Annotated in this window: 17 protein-coding genes; 10 read left to right on the top strand and 7 right to left on the bottom strand. The window is 41.5% G+C overall.

Going from position 1 to position 16,394, the window contains the following annotated elements:
* The first annotated feature begins 26 nt into the window (after window positions 1-26).
* Together EG339_RS11115 and EG339_RS11110 are read left to right on the top strand one after the other, a co-directional pair.
* Window positions 27-908: a hypothetical protein gene (locus tag EG339_RS11115; protein WP_112376450.1), complete on the top strand. Its 882-nt coding sequence runs from the start codon at window positions 27-29 to the stop codon at window positions 906-908.
* A gap of 159 nt (window positions 909-1,067) precedes the next feature.
* Window positions 1,068-2,891 (top strand): DUF3472 domain-containing protein, encoded by a 1,824-nt coding sequence (locus EG339_RS11110; protein WP_164466430.1) that lies wholly within the window; start codon window positions 1,068-1,070, stop codon window positions 2,889-2,891.
* A 250-nt stretch (window positions 2,892-3,141) separates the two neighbouring features.
* On the opposite strand, the gene EG339_RS11105 is transcribed toward EG339_RS11110, so the two are convergent.
* From EG339_RS11105 to EG339_RS11080, 6 genes are all read right to left on the bottom strand, one after another.
* Window positions 3,142-3,939 carry a hypothetical protein gene (locus EG339_RS11105; protein ID WP_123870226.1) on the bottom strand — a complete coding sequence of 266 codons (798 nt, stop codon included), beginning with the start codon at window positions 3,937-3,939 and terminating at the stop codon, window positions 3,142-3,144.
* 136 nt (window positions 3,940-4,075) lie between these two features.
* Window positions 4,076-4,477 (bottom strand): hypothetical protein, encoded by a 402-nt coding sequence (locus EG339_RS11100; RefSeq protein ID WP_123870225.1) that lies wholly within the window; start codon window positions 4,475-4,477, stop codon window positions 4,076-4,078.
* A 46-nt stretch (window positions 4,478-4,523) separates the two neighbouring features.
* The gene (locus EG339_RS11095; RefSeq protein WP_123870224.1) at window positions 4,524-5,093 is read right to left on the bottom strand and encodes a hypothetical protein; all 570 of its coding nucleotides are present in this window, start codon (window positions 5,091-5,093) and stop codon (window positions 4,524-4,526) included.
* Window positions 5,094-5,142: 49 nt separating this feature from the next.
* Window positions 5,143-5,439 (bottom strand): DUF3408 domain-containing protein, encoded by a 297-nt coding sequence (locus tag EG339_RS11090; protein ID WP_228459743.1) that lies wholly within the window; start codon window positions 5,437-5,439, stop codon window positions 5,143-5,145.
* A 1-nt stretch (window position 5,440) separates the two neighbouring features.
* Complete coding sequence (locus EG339_RS11085; RefSeq protein WP_112376438.1) at window positions 5,441-5,848, bottom strand: DUF3408 domain-containing protein; 408 nt, start codon at window positions 5,846-5,848, stop codon at window positions 5,441-5,443.
* Between the two features lies 1 nt (window position 5,849).
* Entirely contained in the window at window positions 5,850-6,617 is a 768-nt protein-coding gene (locus EG339_RS11080) for a nucleotide-binding protein (protein ID WP_112376437.1), read from the bottom strand.
* 615 nt (window positions 6,618-7,232) lie between these two features.
* On the opposite strand from EG339_RS11080, the gene EG339_RS11075 reads away from it, so the two are divergent.
* From EG339_RS11075 to mobB, 4 genes are all read left to right on the top strand, one after another.
* A complete protein-coding gene (locus EG339_RS11075) occupies window positions 7,233-7,544 on the top strand; it encodes a hypothetical protein (protein ID WP_228459742.1) in 312 nt (103 codons plus the stop codon).
* 291 nt (window positions 7,545-7,835) lie between these two features.
* Window positions 7,836-8,198, top strand: a complete 363-nt coding sequence (locus tag EG339_RS11070; protein WP_123870223.1) for a DoxX family protein — start codon at window positions 7,836-7,838, stop codon at window positions 8,196-8,198.
* A 396-nt stretch (window positions 8,199-8,594) separates the two neighbouring features.
* Window positions 8,595-9,026, top strand: coding sequence for a conjugal transfer protein MobA (mobA, locus tag EG339_RS11065; protein WP_112376434.1), 432 nt, complete (start codon window positions 8,595-8,597; stop codon window positions 9,024-9,026).
* Window positions 9,023-10,303 (top strand): conjugal transfer protein MobB, encoded by a 1,281-nt coding sequence (gene mobB / locus EG339_RS11060; protein WP_112376433.1) that lies wholly within the window; start codon window positions 9,023-9,025, stop codon window positions 10,301-10,303. The genes mobA and mobB overlap by 4 nt, the downstream gene beginning before the upstream one ends.
* Before the next feature lie 20 nt (window positions 10,304-10,323).
* Here mobB and EG339_RS11055 read toward each other — a convergent pair whose 3' ends face one another.
* Window positions 10,324-11,220: a helix-turn-helix domain-containing protein gene (locus EG339_RS11055; protein WP_112376613.1), complete on the bottom strand. Its 897-nt coding sequence runs from the start codon at window positions 11,218-11,220 to the stop codon at window positions 10,324-10,326.
* A 211-nt stretch (window positions 11,221-11,431) separates the two neighbouring features.
* On the opposite strand from EG339_RS11055, the gene EG339_RS11050 reads away from it, so the two are divergent.
* The 4 genes from EG339_RS11050 to EG339_RS11035 are packed head-to-tail and all read left to right on the top strand — an operon-like array spanning window position 11,432 to window position 16,370.
* Window positions 11,432-12,193: an SDR family NAD(P)-dependent oxidoreductase gene (locus EG339_RS11050; RefSeq protein WP_123870222.1), complete on the top strand. Its 762-nt coding sequence runs from the start codon at window positions 11,432-11,434 to the stop codon at window positions 12,191-12,193.
* A gap of 28 nt (window positions 12,194-12,221) precedes the next feature.
* A complete protein-coding gene (locus EG339_RS11045) occupies window positions 12,222-13,421 on the top strand; it encodes an aldo/keto reductase (RefSeq protein ID WP_123870221.1) in 1,200 nt (399 codons plus the stop codon).
* Between the two features lie 15 nt (window positions 13,422-13,436).
* Window positions 13,437-14,438 (top strand): DUF6282 family protein, encoded by a 1,002-nt coding sequence (locus EG339_RS11040; RefSeq protein ID WP_123870220.1) that lies wholly within the window; start codon window positions 13,437-13,439, stop codon window positions 14,436-14,438.
* Between the two features lie 18 nt (window positions 14,439-14,456).
* Window positions 14,457-16,370, top strand: a complete 1,914-nt coding sequence (locus EG339_RS11035) for a pyrroloquinoline quinone-dependent dehydrogenase (protein ID WP_123870219.1) — start codon at window positions 14,457-14,459, stop codon at window positions 16,368-16,370.
* The last annotated feature ends 24 nt before the right edge of the window (window positions 16,371-16,394 follow it).

The raw sequence follows: 16,394 nt of genomic DNA, 5'->3' as shown, positions 1-16,394 counted from the left end.
TTATAGACTTATTAACAAGACCTTATATGAAGAAGATATTTTTATTGGCTGTTATCTTTACGCTATTATTTTCATGTAGCAAAGACCGTATCGCTATCCCACCGAGCGTAATGGTTGAAGAGGCGGACCTGACCTTTGTCGGGGATGGCGAAACTTATCTCAATCGGGTGTACAGCACCGTATATCCGTTAGAAGTAGAAATTCCCGAGGTTGCCCGCGAATGGCTTTCCATTAATGTCAAAGACAAATATTTGGAGATTACTACGCAACGTAATAGTTCGATCAGTCCGAGATCAACAGTCATTACACTCAAGGTTCCCGGACGGAGTACAACCATGCAGATAAAACAAAGTGGCTTACCTACCCGCAAACTGCCTATTACAAGTGCTGTGGCTTCATCCGAGCAACCGGATGGACCGGCATCCTGGACGATCGATGGGGATTATGTTTCAATGTGGCATAGCCGGTATTCGACAAACAGCACACAAGGACAAAATCATACAATTTCATTTTCATTAGAACCGGGTGCAGAAAACCTGGATATGATTGTGCTCTACCCCAGAACAGAACCAAGGAAAAGTAACGGTCGTTGGGGACAATATCTTATCTATGTAAAAGGAGATGGTACTGATACAAATAGTACAGTGCCCGGAAACGATGATATCTGGAAAGAGAATAGCCTGGGATCGGTGGATTCAGAAGGTTACAAATTGATGTATAAAGGTGATGAAACCCCTTATTTTGCCCTGCCGCATGTAAGCAGTATTGTCTTGCCCGTATCTGTGAAAAATCCGACCAATGTAAAGATTGTAATCAAAGGTGAGAATTATCTCGACCCGAACGCAGGTGCCTCTGTTGGTGGGTTTGCAGCATTGGCGGAAATAGAGCTTTTTGGAAAAATAAATTAAGTTTTGAACATATCTAAAAATAACATGAAGATATTTAGATTCCATTGCATTATAGTGTTGGTATTATGTATCCTATCCATTGGACTGGGAAGCTGTAAAAGGCTTACATACCCCGACCTCGACAAACCGGATCCAAACCGCCCCGGTATAAACGATATTGTGGCTTTCAATATTGATATAACTCAGTTTCCCGAATATAAAGATGGAGATAAGGTCGAGACGAATATTGTACCCGATAAAGATTCTGTCTATGTGATGGTTCCTTGGTATGTGGGTAAATTGCTTCGTCCCAATATTGAAGTCTCTTCCAACGCAACTGTTGCCCCTATTTCGGGCAGTGTGACGGATTTTTCGCAGGAAAATATTGTCTATACAGTACGCGCAGCAAATGGTAACAAAAAAGAATGGAAAATAGCATTAAAATGGTTGGAAGAACCTGAGCCGTTTCCACGAAATGAGACGCAACGCCGGTTTGAAGGTGAAACACCCAAATATAAACCCATTAAGTTTGGCCTCTGGGGAAATGCTTATAGTTCAGGTTCAGGTTTAGGTCTCAGCCGTAGTGGGAACGCGACAACCGGCTACATTCAAAATAATAACAGCGGACCTGATCCTACCGGGGTACATACGATCTACTTTGTCGCACGTCATGCTGGAGAATTGCAGCTTGCGTTAGCAGGCCGTACCGGTAGCGGTGGTACCTCGCCGAACGGCGAACAGATCAATGTAAAGGCATATATCAATGGGTTGCCTGCAAAGGATGATAATGGGACAACTGATTACAATCATAGCTACCGTTTGATTGGCAAGACAACCGCTACTGATACAGTGACTCTACATCGTATCATTATCCCTGAAATTCCTGCAGGAAACGTCGGGGTACAGGTAAAATTGGAGATTCGTGGGGTAGGTTTACGCCCAGGTAGTGGAAATAGTTCATATTACTATCGCTTTTATGAACTTTGGCTCAACGGATGGGCTACCAGAGGAGATCAGGGTGCACTATTTAATGGCAAAAAGACCGGAATTAGTTTCTCTTATGCTACACCAAGAGACGGAATTGCTGCGCCATCCATCCACATGAATATGACCGCACCGACAGGCAATATGGAATATTTCTATACTGAAGTCACGGTACCTCCAGGAGGAGATCCATTATATACATATTATATGACCTCCGGCAATGGACAGGGATACGCTGGTATACAGACCAACTCGGCAACAGAGCGTCGGTTCCTGTTCTCGATATGGGCGGCAATAGAGGAGTCTGATCCTTCTGCATTAAAAGTTAAGTATAATCCCAAAATTGTTCGGGTATGTAATCAGCCACAGTATAGACCTGGTATTACATATTCGGTGTTTGGCGGTGAAGGTACCGGCGGGCAGAGTTATCTGAATGTTAAGTGGGAAACTGGTAAAACTTATAAAGTTTTACTTCGTATCCGCCCCCATCCTGACCAGGTACGATTTCCTAATTCAACTTTGTATAAGGCTTGGTTTCACAACGGTACCGAATGGATCTTTATGTGCGAATGGAGACGGCAGGAAGTACTACCTGGAGATAAAGGAGTCACACAATCGACAGTTAAGGGACCATACTGGTATACAAGCGCGGGGCATTTTATAGAGGATTTTAACGGACAGATGGGAGCCGCTGAGCATAAAGCTTACTTTACAAATCATTGGTTTATCACCGATCAGGGGCAATACGTTGAGCCTATTAACTATATCTTCACCGGAGACCAGGCGCAAGGAAGAGCCGATGTTGCTGGTGGTGTGATTTCATCCGGTGAATATGCCAATGCTATATATATGAGATCGGGTGGTTATTTTACCGACTACACCTCTTTTACCAATCCTTTTACTAAGCCTTCCCCTGCTATTAAGCCACAATTGGATCTGATAGCGTTGAATGCAATGGGAACCGATGACCCAAGTGTCGATAGTAAAATATCCCCTGGAGAACGATATACCGAAAAATAGACCATCTATCCGAAAAACGAAATGTTAGGATATTTATAATAACTTCTCAGAAGGAAGCGATACGCGATGTATCGCTTCCTTCTCATTAACTTAAGTCCAACAGTAGAATCTTTCGTAGCAAAAGTTTTTAAAAAAATCCAAATTTCCCATTCACGGATCTTTAACTAAAGGAATTCGTACATCACCGTTATCTAATTAGTTGTTAACCAAGTTTATAAACTCTTAGCATAAAGCTATATCCTTAAAGATTCTATAATTTCCGCCCCTTTTTATTTTCTTTCCTTTTATCTCTTTCTTTAACTGCTTCCCTGATAGGTTGTTTAATCCTGTTTTCCCATATCAGTTTATCGATTCCAGACTTATTCCAGGGGACCAGCTCGGCTTTAAAGTCAAGTTTCAGGCCTGTTTCTTTTAGATCTTCTATTTCACGCCAGCCATGTCTTCTGTTCCATCCCACAGGATCAAGTGTCCTCACATGAGGAATTTCAACAAAAATTAAATCTGTGGGATAATCCAATATTTTATCCCACTCCCGATCACCTATTTTATAATTTTTGGGATCGTAAGGAAAGGCATAGACATTTTTATCCTCAACATACCAATCCTCCAGATCGTCAAAACGTATACCCACTGATGAAAAATCGTCCTTGGGCCTTAAAAGATCGATACGTGCATCTGCGTAAAAGATGTGGTCGCCAATTTTAATCGTGGGAAGTTCACCATACTTAATTCGTCTTGTCAGTACCTCCTGATCGACCATAAGTTCAAAATCGGTCAGCAAAAGAATTTCCTCAACAGCTTTATTATATTTCTCTGCCATCTGCTGTGGAGCCAGCGTAACAAATTGAGGAGGCTTTATACAAATGGTCATCCCTGTTGATTTATCGAAATGATCAAAAAAGTATCCTTCTTCACCCAGATCACTTATATCCTCTAATGTGTAACGATTGTCAGGGTTGGCTCTTTCTCGAAATTCGAATTTCTGTATATCAACAATAAACTCGATTCCATAATCGGGATCTGTGTAGATCGGTAGTTCTTTTTCCATAGCTCAGCGTTTATCATTTTTATTAATTTTATTGCTGAGCTAAATTCAGCGTGAAATCGCCGACTTTTGAAGACGACAAACAATCGCGACACTATTATTCCGAACATTTCCTATCCAATTTCCGAAATTGAGAGGTTCAAATCCCCCTACCCTTTTTTCGGGATTTAATTGGGGACTGTGCCTCTTTATTTTCCAACCTTTTCAATGCGACCTCAGATAAAATCTGGCCAACCACTTCTTTTATCGGTAAGGGAACAGAAACTGACCGATCTTGCTGTATGCCTTTTTTATTGGTCACTTCTGATAGCCAATCAATATAATTTCTGGCATCTTCCATATTAACAGGTTCCATTTTCCGGTAGCCTATGTTTTTTGAATCATCAAGTCCGATGTAAAATCCATAATCGGGAAAATCAAGCTTATCATAAACAATGATAATATTGTCCATTGATTTTTGTGACACATTACTTTTATGACTGGCTATTATCCGGCCTTTGTATTCTTCTATTATATAGTCAGGATCATCCTTTGCTATCATAGCTGCTTTTTTTATTATTACTAATTAGTGCATTAAAAATTCAGTATCAGATAAAGTCCCCGATATCAAAATTGTCCAGGGCATTATTCTGGTTCTCTTTTGGAATAACATTATGTTTTTCAGATAACGACTTATCTAAAAGTCTGGCAATCTTCTGAGAAGCCCCATCAATGGACTGTTGCATCATCGCTAGAAACTCCGTTCCCTCAATTTTTTGGATAATGTCACTTGTTTCCTTTTCCTGGGCTGCATCCAGATTCTCCTGCTGCAACAGGTTTCCAACTTTTGTCAGTTCATTTAAAGAGACTGCCTGTCCAAACCGATCATCATCCGCTGGAATATTATCGATATCGTCAGGTTCCTCATTATTAAAGTTTGAGGCACTTTCTTCTTCCCGTTCATTTCCGGTTGAATCATTGTTTTCCTGATCCGCCTTTTTTGCTAACATCTGTTCGATTAACTTTTTCCTGTTGGCAAGCCACACCGGTCCTTTTTCTTTTTCAGGAATTGTGACCTTCCCAATGACATCGGGTTCCGCTTCCTGCTCAACATTCCGATCTATTTTGCGCTGAGGATTGATGAACCTAACCTTGTCAACCAACAACAGTATAATCACGATAATTAGGCAGAACAATATTACAATCTGTATTAAAGCTTCCATGATCTTAAAAAAGTGGCTTAGATTTGTCGTTAAACTCTTTGACGAGCATTTCTTCAAAAAGCGTGAAATGATGCCTCAAAATATTATCCAGTAGCGCATACAACGGTATTCTATCCTCACCGATCACATTGGCGATCCTGGCTAATCTGGTATGATGCTCGCTGCTGACATAGATGCTCTTATCGCCACGTTTATCCATCAAAATATCTGACAGGAAAAGTGATTCGTAATTCACATTTTCATAAGTTACCTGCTGATGTACTTTTACAGTAACTTCAACCTTTTTCTGTTGCTTTTTCATCTTATAAAATGGGTTTAAATTTTTTATTGAAATAATCGGTAATCTCATCACCATATTCTCTAAAATGATTTTCCAGTATATTATCTATATAGGAATACAGAGTGATTTTGTCCTCACGGGTCAACTGAACTATGCGCAGGAGCCGTTCGTGATATTCAGACCGTATATAGACAACCTTTCCACTCCTGCCGGTTGGAAAACGGTTGACAAGGAACAAATCTTCGTAATCCATTTTTTTACCGGATCTTGGTCTGGACTTCTCAACTTTAGCCGTGGGCATTATATCTTTATCGGTGCTTTTCTCCGGATCTGCCGCTGGCAAAGGCTCATCGCCACTCATAATGCTCATCAGGTACTCCTCATCTATGATGGGTTTCTCAAATTCTTTACGATCTTTCTTTATTGCCATCTCAGATATGAATTATTTTTAAAAATTCTTTAACAAATTCATCTACACGCGTAGCTTTCAAAATCTGTAAGTCGGCAGGCAGCAGTGTGGACTTGAAAACATAGCTTCCTGTGTCATCAATTTCTTTCCGAAACCGCTTACTGTCCATGATCCTTGTTGCCATACTCTTCAGTGATAATCCCTCTATTACAGTTTGATAAGAATCATAAAGACCTGTCTTTTCCCTCCCGTCAACCTGGTTCCAGAATAGGAATAAGGATTGCTCAATGACATTTTTATTCTGCGCCGGAAGTTTCAGGAAAACCTCACTGAATGCCAGTGTACTCTCAACGACCAGTCGGTCTGCAGTAATTGGCGAAAAAATGTAGTTCATGCCCTTTAAAGCACCGATAACGCCCTGTGTATTGGCAGTTCCGGGGAGATCGAAAAAAATAATATCCGGCCTAACAGAGCTTGTCTCACAATAATCAAAAGCTTTTTCAAGCGCATTTTCCGCCTTACACTTTATGATCGGATAAGCCTTCTTATTTATGCTATGGAATTGTTTAACAGCCAGTTTTTTATGGAAATCACTTTCCATAATGCTACGCTTATCTCTTTCACGCATACCGAGAAGGCTGTGCTGCGGAAAATCGCAATCCAGTACCACGATATTATATCCAAGACGATAATGCAAAACGCTCGCAAGAAGAATCGTCATTGTCGATTTACCAACTCCGCCCTTTTGCGCATAAATGCTTACCTTTAAGGTTTCTTTCTTTTTTTCCATATTATATCATTTTATAGCTTCCTAATTTTAAAGTTGTATCAAAGAGCAACTGCCTAACTTTACAGATGCATCGTAAAATATGTGTTTAGTCAGTTATAAGGATTTATAAAGGCCCTTACATATAGACTTACATCTTACTTGTAAATCATTCATACTTCTTAGAATTTCGTAGGCTGGTAAACGATCTTCCAATATTTATGACTTCAAATTTTACCGTTTCTATGCTTTTACGCTTTTATAGTTTTATGCTTTTATAGTTGCAAAACCTAACACTTTTATGCTTTTATAATTAATTGCTTTGCAAGTGGGTAAATTAACCATAGTTCCTTCCCACATGCTCTATACAAAAGAAGGCAACTGTATGGGCAGTAAAGCAGAAGCTTTACTACCTTTCCTCCTTTTACCTACGGTTTCCGAGAACTCTTTATGATTCGAGCTTTATTCTACACTTTCTCATATCTGTTCCCAAGAACAGAGCAAGTTGTGTTTTGAGTGCCTCAAAACTCGTTTTGTGCCCCAAAACTACTTGCTCTGCCGAGGACTGAAAACGCTCTCCAAAGTCGAGGGTTTTTGTGAATTAAAATTGATTTGTGATTACTGAGCTGTATTTACGGAATGACATTTGTAGACCACAAAAATCTGAAACGATATGGAACGGCTCAACCTAAGCAAAGGAACCGTCATCAAAAAACTTTTAATGACTATGGGAACAATAACATGAAGCCCGATATTAAGGAACCAGCTGGATTACAACCCAAACTATCTACATCAAATGATCCAGATCTTCCTGCGAAAGAAACAAATCATTTGTTCGACTTCTTAACTACGGATAAACGTGGAGACAGTTTGATTGAAGTACTGGGCGGTTCACTGCACGAAGCCCAGAGCGAAGATTACGAAAAACAAGATTTTGCCTATGATGAATAGGAAGCACAAACGCAGAAGAGAATAGATATAACTTAAAATCATCAATCTACAATTCAGTTAACAGCATCACTTTTTATTATATTTGCATATTCTAGCACAAATAGAACCATCAATGGAAGATATCAATCTTTGGTTAGACCAACCTAAAAAGGGTTAACCAGTAATTAGGAAATATAGGATTTTGTCACTCAAAATCATTTGGGGAGCATCCTTGATTTTTCAAGGCTTCTTGTTATGCTCATCCATTAAAGTTTTCAATAGCATATTTTTTTAATTACTTAAAGACCAAAAATGAATACAATTTTGTGGATAATACAGGGACTTCTATCTCTATTTTTTATAATGCCGGGCTTTGGAAAAATTACCGGAAGTAAAGAAAAACATGTCGCAGATGGACATTTAAAATCCGAGAGTTCAATCATACCAATCCGAATATTAGGAGTTCTTGAATGGTTAGGCTGTATCGGCATTATAATCCCGTGGCTTATAGATTTTGCACCGATACTGACACCTATGTCAGCAACGGGCTTTTGTTTAATTATGATAGCAGGTATGGTTGTTCATACTAAAAAACAAGAATACAAAATGCTCCCCATGTTGATTGTGGTTTTTATACTGTCAGCAATTGTGGCATACTTTAGGTTTACAGTATAGTCATCGCAATTAAAAATATCAACAGGTTATTGAGCTTACGGAAGTGCAATTAATACCTATTAGCACTTCCGTTTATGACAAATTGTAAAATCAAAATAAAGGTAGGGTCACAAGGAATTTAACAGTTACTTTTAAGAAAGAATATAGACAAAATCAATTTATAATAAGGTTGTAAAGGTAGCAAATTGCTACCTTTTCATTTTATACTAATCAGCCAGATGGAACCACAAAACAAATTAAAGAGAAAAAATTTATTTAGCTAAAGGATTTCATAAACGGACCTGTAAAAGGGAAAAATTGATTGTTTCAATTTATGAATTAATAGGATCAATTAGGAAATTATTGGAATACTTCCAACTTTAAATTTTTAAATGGCCTACTTTTTTAAAAAAAAAGATGGCTACAACAATTCATAGAGGAGGTCGAAAACCTAAAATAGAAAAAGCTATACATCGTTATGCTTTCCGCCTTACGGATGCAGAAAACGCGAGATTTTTAGCATTATTGGATCAATCAGGGCTTGACAATAAAGCTAAATTTATTGTATCCCTATTGTTTGAAAGGAAGATAAATTCAGTTGTCCTAGATAAAGGAGCTATGGATTACTGCACGAAATTAACGCAGTTTTTTAGCCAATTCAGGGCAATCGGGGTAAACTATAACCAGATCGTAAAGATCCTGCACACAAATTTCGGTGATAAAAAAACAGTCTTTTATATAGGAAAACTTGAAGCACTGACCATAGAACTAGCTACGATCTGCCGGGAAATTTTGATCTTAAGCAAAAAATTTGAAACCGAACACCTTGCTAAAAAACAACATTTATGATCGCAAAAATAGGTCGTGGCTCAAAAATATATGGTGCATTGCTATATAATCATAACAAAGTTTTACGGGATAACGGTCAGATATTACACATGAACAATATGCTTGAAACGCCTGATGGAAACTATACGACAGGACAATTATTGGCTTCATTCGTCCCGAACCTTGCAGCAAATAAGAACACAGAAAAAACTGCAATCCATATTTCGATAAATCCAGATCCGCATGATATTGTATCGGATGACGACTTCATCAACATTGCAAATGAGTACATGACCAGAATGGGCTATGGCAATCAACCCTATGTGGTTTTTAAGCACAACGATATCGATAGAACACACATCCACATTGTATCAACAACAGTAGATGAAAACGGAATAAAAATATCTGATGTTTTTGAGAAGAAAAAATCAATGGAAATCTGCCGACAGATTGAAAAAAAATACAAATTAATTCCAGCAGATCAAAAGATAAGTTCTGATGAGCGTTTTACCTTTACCCCTGTCGATCATAACAAAGGAAATATTAAAAGTCAGATTGCGTCGATTGTACGTTACCTACCTGCCTATTATAACTTTCAAAACCTGGGCAGTTACAATGCTCTTCTTTCACTTTTCAATATTACCGCCGAACATATAAAAAAAGATTATAGAGGCGAGATCAAAGAAGGATTAGTTTATAGCGCTGTTGATGCTGGCGGAACTAAAATAGGTAATCCGTTTAAAGCATCCCTCTTCGGAAAACAGGCGGGCCTTATAGCCCTTCGATCACATTTTGAAAAGAGTAAAATAGTACGTCCCGAAATTAAAGAGAAAACCAGTCTGATTATTTCTGAGGCCTTAACAATAACCAGCAATGAAAAGGAGTTTACCACTTATTTAATAGAGCACGGAATAAATACAGTCATTAGAAGAAATGAACAGGAAAGATTGTATGGAATTACCTTTATAGATCACAATACCGGTCATGTATTCAACGGTTCACATTTGGGAAAACAATTCTCTGCTAACGTATTCCAAAAGCTTTTTGCCGACAACAAACTCAGTGAAACGCCTAGCAACAAACGAACCACGCCTCCAAATCACACGAATATAAATACGACATCTCTTAAAGATGAACTTCATCCGCTATTCGATTTTATGATAAACAGCGGAAATTTATTAAGTGAATGGGGATTGTTGGATTCACTTTTGCTAGATGGAATGTACGAAGATCCAGAGGAACAGATATTTGAGTTCAACATGAAAAAAAAGAAAAAAAGAAAGAGAAACCTAAATTAACACCTTTTCTATCAACTTTTTCAATTCAAAGACCTGTATTCTATCGGCGTTGTTCCAGTTATCTTTTTAAATGTACGTGTAAAGTGGGCAGGATACTTAAAACCTAATTCATAGGCTATCTCATTTATGGTCTTTTTATTGTCCAGTATCTTCTGTTTAGCCAAAGCCATTATTTTCAATTGGATATATTCCAAAGCCGTCTTGCCAGTTTCCTTTTTTATCAGGTCACCGAAATAATTGGTAGAAAGATTGAGTTGCTGCGCACAATAGGTAACAGAAAGCAAGCCTATTGTCTGCGGTTTCTCCGATTGATAATATTCACCCAACAGCTTTTCAAACTGGATTAAAATATCATTGTTTGCCTCATTACGTGTAATGAACTGGCGTTCATAAAACCGTACACAGTAATTCAGGAACAGTTCAATGTTGGAAGCAATCAGCATCCTGCTATGCTTGTCCATACCCCGTTCCAGTTCGTACTCGACTTTGTCGAAACAGTCCAGTACAATCTTTCTTTCCCTTTCGGATAGATGCAACGCTTCGTTCGACTGGTAGGAAAAGAACGTATATTCATCTATATGCCTGCCCAGGGATGTGCCACGTATCAGGTCGGGATGGAACAGTAGTGCGTAGCCCTGCGGTTTGTAGTCCTTGTTGATATCCACGTTGATGATCTGCCCCGGAGCAACAAAGACCAATGTCCTATCCTGATAGTCATAGGTATGTTTCCCGTATTTCATATCGCCGCACATCACCTCCTTTAAATACACCGCATAAAAACCAAAATTCATTTTGGAAGCATAGATCTCCGGCACTCTGCCGTCAAAATCCATTATGCTTACCAGCGGATGTAAATTCTCCTTATGATAGAAAGCATCGTGCTGGCTAACCGTATCAATTCTTAAAATATCGTCCATTTCAATTGCGTTTAAAATCAATACAAATTTATCCATTATTTCTTCCCCTATATGCAAATTGGTGCAAATCAGTGAAAATGGTAGCACAATCCGTGGTTTGTATATGCTATATGTTTTAGGAAGATAGGAACTTTGTATTACAAACTTACGTGAGGTAAATCACGTTAAACAAAATAGAATTTTAAAATTAACATTGGACAAAAATTTGATTATGAAACTGATGGAAGACAAAGTTGTTCTTATTACGGGAGCGGCACAGGGTATAGGATTTGCCACTGCAAAAGCATTCGCAGAGGCAGGGGGATTAGTAGCATTGGCTGATTATGATGAGGATTTGGTCAACCAAGCGGCAGACCAGTTAATTGCAGCCGGACATAAAGCACTCGCTATCGTCTGTGATGTTTCGGATGACACGCAAGTAAAGGCGATGGTCGATAAAACAGTGGCAACATTCGGAAGACTGGATGCAGCCTATAACAATGCAGGTATCCAAAATGTACTGGCAGATGCAGCAGACCAGACGATGGAAGATTTTGACCGGGTTACGGGCGTAAATTTCCGTGGCGTGTGGAGCTGTATGAAATACGAATTGCAGCAGATGCGTAAGCAGGGAAGCGGAGCAATTGTAAACTGTTCATCCATCGGCGGCATTTTAGGTGGTGCGCAAAGGGGAACCTACCACGGAGCGAAACACGGTGTAATCGGGCTTACCAAAAGTGCAGCATTGGAATATGCTCCACAGGGAATACGCATCAATTCCATTTGTCCCGGTCTTATCCATACCCCGATGGCGGACAAAATGGTGGAAGGGGGCCAGCGGGATGCACTGGATGCGATGTTGGCAGCCGTACCTGTCGGTCGTCTCGGTCGTCCCGAAGAAATAGCCAATGCCGTGGTATTCCTGTGCAGTGATGCGGCAAGCCTTATCGTAGGTCATACGTTGGTGGTAGACGGCGGTTACAGCATCCAGTAAATTGATTTGTAAACTAAAAGATAAAGATATGAGTAACGAAAAAGAATTTCAGAATAACGGGAACAGCAACCCGTCCAACCGCCGGGATTTCTTAAAAAGTGCCGCTCTTTTCGGAGCGGCTGCCTGCGTTCCTACCGTATTGGTATCAAGCTGTACAGGTACAGAACAGAAAACAGCATCTTCAAACGAAAATCAAAACAAAAATAATATGCCTATTATTACCGCCCGCCGTACTTTGGGGAAAGGTACTGCCGCAATGGAAGTTTCGGCATTGGGCTTTGGTGTCATGGGAATGAATTACCATCGTGGCGCACATCCCGATGAAAAAGCCATGATAAAGCTGGCTCATGAAGTGGTGGAGCGTGGCGTTACCCTTTTTGACACGGCAGAAACCTATGGCCCATTCATCAACGAAGAACTGGCAGGTAAGGCTCTTGCCGGGTTTAAGGATAAGATTGCTATTACCACAAAATTCGGCTTCAACTATGCAGGAAACAAAAAGAACGAGATGCCTGCAGGCCCAAACAGTAAGCCCGAACGCATCCGTGAAATGGTGGAAGCATCATTGAAACGCCTGAATATTGATGTGATTGAATTATTGTACCAGCACCGTTTAGACCCCAACGTCCCCATTGAAGATGTGGCGGGAACGGTGAAAGACCTCATTGCCGAGGGAAAGGTAAAGCACTTTGGTATGTGCGAGGTCGGGGCAGAAACCATCCGCAAGGCACACGCCGTACAGCCCGTTACCGCCATACAGAGCGAATACCATCTGATGTGGCGTGAAGTGGAAAAAGAAGTACTGCCCGTGTGTGAGGAACTGGGTATTGGTTTTGTACCATACAGCCCATTAAACAGGGGTTTCCTTACAGGAGCCATCAATGAATACACCAATTTCAGTTCCGGCAACGACAACCGTAATATCCTGCCACGGTTTACCCCCGAAGCCATACGGTCAAACCTCAAAATTGTGGAAGAACTGAACAAATTCGGACGTACAAGAGGTATCACTATTGCGCAGGTAGCATTGGGATGGTTGCTGCAAAAAGCACCGTTCATCGTTCCCATTCCCGGAACGACTAAACTCGCCCATTTGGAGGAAAACCTAAGAACGTTGGATTTCAGTTTTAGCGCGCAGGAATGGACCGAACTGGAAGCAGCAGTAGCAAACATTACCATTGTTGGCGACCGTTATCCTGCTTCCGAGCAAAAACAGGTACAGAGTTAAAGAAACGGAATAAGTATGGAACGCAGACGTTTTTTTAAAGTAGCAGCTATGGGCGGAGGTTCAATAATGGTTTCAGGATTAGCCCCTGTAGAGAGCTTAGCTAATTTATCAAATAGCACATTGGACAATCAACCCGATGAAGCACCTACACAAAGGACTTCGTTGCTGAAAGGTGTCTGCGATATACATATCCATGCCTCACCCGACAGCAAGCCACGGCTGATAGATGAACTTAGCTTTGCCCGTGATGCACATAAGGCGGGTTATCGTTCGATTATGTACAAGAGCAATGATTTCAGTTGCCATGACCGTGTGTACCTCATCCGTCAGGAACTGCCCGACTTTGAGGTATTCGGCAGCTTGGTGATGAACCGTGTACACGGCGATAAGGTCAATGTAAGGGCTGCCGAAAAGGCAGTGGAAACGACAGGCAATTACTGCCGTTGTATATGGATGCCCACGGGCGATGCCCAGTACCCGCTCAAACGGGCGAACAGCAAAGAGAAAGCTATTCCTGTATTGGGCAGTGATGGAAAGGTATTACCCGAGGTGGTACGGGTAATGGAAGTATGTGGCGAGGCGGACATCATGTTTGCCACAGGTCATTCATCGCCCGAAGAGGCACTCGTACTGGCTCGCAAAGCCCATGAGGTAGGCGTAAAGAAATTCGTTGTCACCCATGCCAATAGCGGCATTTGGACGATGACAAAAGATCAAATAAATCGAAGCATTGATCTAGGTGCATTCATTGAATACTGTTACATCACCAACCTTTGGGGACCAGGAACCGGACTGCCGGATTTCACACGTGTGAGCGATGAGGAATTTTTATCCTTTGCCCGCATCAATCCGCAGCGCAGTTTTATCACGAGCGATTTGGGGCAGGTAGGTATGCCCCATCCGATTGACGGGATGAACACGTGTATCCGTGCCTTGCAGACAGGTGGTGTTCCGGAAAAAGATATTGATTTGTTGCTTCGTCGCAATCCGGCGATGCTGGTGGGTTTGACAGACTAATTCTAAAATTTAAAAAATATGAAAAATCGTACAATCGTTAAAACAACCTGTGGCATGCTGAGCCTAACGGCATTGCTGGCACTCGGAGGTTGCGGACAGTCGCACAACAAAGACCGTACATGGTCGGTCTACAAAGCGGATGAAAGCAGTTCCAATTATTCTCCCCTAAATAAGTTAACTGTTGAGAATGTAGGTCAGTTGCAGCACGCATGGACATTTGCTATGAACGACATGCAGAACGGTGAGCAGCCCGGCAAAAGCGAATGCAATCCCATTATTGTCGATGGTGTCATGTATGCCTCGTCAGCCAATCAATGGGCTTATGCCATAGATGCCGCAACCGGGAAACAGCTATGGTCTTATAACCCGTTGGACGGAAAGGGAACCGGGGAAGTGAACAGGGGGCTGACCTATTGGGAAGATGGCAATGACAAGCGCATACTGATGTCTGCAAACAATTTCCTGATCGCCCTTGATGCCAAAACCGGGAAGCCGATACCTGAATTTGGAAATAACGGTAAAATAGATTTAAAAATCGGGTTGCGTGATGCTGATAAGAATTTTTATGTATCACTCACATCACCCGGCGGCATTTATAAAAATCTTATTATCATAGGTTGCCGTGTACCCGATACTTACGGTTCCCAACCCGGTTACATTAGGGCTTATAACTGCGTTACGGGAAAATTGGAATGGACATTCCATACCGTCCCCAATCCTGGGGAACCGGGTCACGAGACCTGGGACCCCGAAGCCTATAAAGTTGTCGGGGGCGCAAACAACTGGGCAGGGCTTAGTATAGACAATAAACGTGGAATGGTATTTTTATCGCTGGGTTCAGCATCGTATGATTTTTGGGGAGCAGACAGAAAAGGCGACAATCTGTACAGCAATTGTGTCCTGGCATTGGATGCGGCAACCGGAAAACATATATGGCATTTTCAGACCGTCCATCACGATATGTGGGATTACGATTTGCCCGCACCTCCGGCATTGATAACGATAAATAATAATGGTAAGAAAACCGATGCTGTGGCACAGATTACCAAGCAGGGTTTTGTATTTGTATTGGACAGGGAAACGGGCAAATCGCTATTCCCGATTGAAGAGAGAAAAGTTCCGGTAAGCAATCTGCCCGGAGAACACTCTTCACCCACCCAGCCTTTTCCGCTAAAACCCAAACCGTTTGCAAGGCAGCATATCACAGAGGCAGACCTGACAAACTTTTCTCCCGAAGACCATGAGGCATTGGTAAAACAGTTCCGTTCGATGCGCTATGAGGGATTGTACACGCCACCTGACTTAAAAGGAACCATCCAGCTTCCGGGAACAAGGGGTGGCGGTGAATGGGGCGGTGCTGCCTACGACCCTGCTACCAATTTATTGTATGTCAAATCGAACGATGCGCCGGACTTGATTACCATCACCACCGGAACAAAACAGCCTTCGGAAATGGATGTTCAGGAAAGTTCCAGCCAACTGACAACCGCCGACAGAAGCGCACGTCCCGACCAGTATGTAAACAGTACAGGTTACAAAACGTGGAAAGACCCAAGCGGTAATCCGGCAATTACACCGCCGTGGGGAACGCTTAGTGCCATCAATATGGCTACCGGGGACTATGCGTGGCAGATACCGTTGGGCAATGACAGCCTGCGGCAACAAAAAGGCGCACCTGAAACCGGGCAAGAAGGAAAAGCTGGCCCTGTTGTAACGGCAGGTGGCTTGATTTTCATAAGCGGAACGGAAGACAGGAAACTGCGGGCTTTGGATAAGGCGACAGGGAAATTGCTTTGGCAGACTACGCTCCCTGCCCTTGCGAACGCTACGGCATGTACCTATCAGGTAAACGGCAAACAATACGTGGCAATTTCGGTGGGCGGAACCAAAGATAATCCTTCGGGTTCAATCATGGCGTTCGCAATACCTTAACATATTAAGATTGGATAACGTTTA

Origin of the sequence: Chryseobacterium bernardetii (assembly GCF_003815975.1) — a bacterium.
In the GTDB taxonomy this organism is placed as follows: Bacteria; Bacteroidota; Bacteroidia; order Flavobacteriales; family Weeksellaceae; genus Chryseobacterium; species Chryseobacterium bernardetii.
The sequence above is the reverse complement of the archived record's forward strand: the minus strand, read 5'-3'. Positions and strand labels throughout refer to the sequence as shown.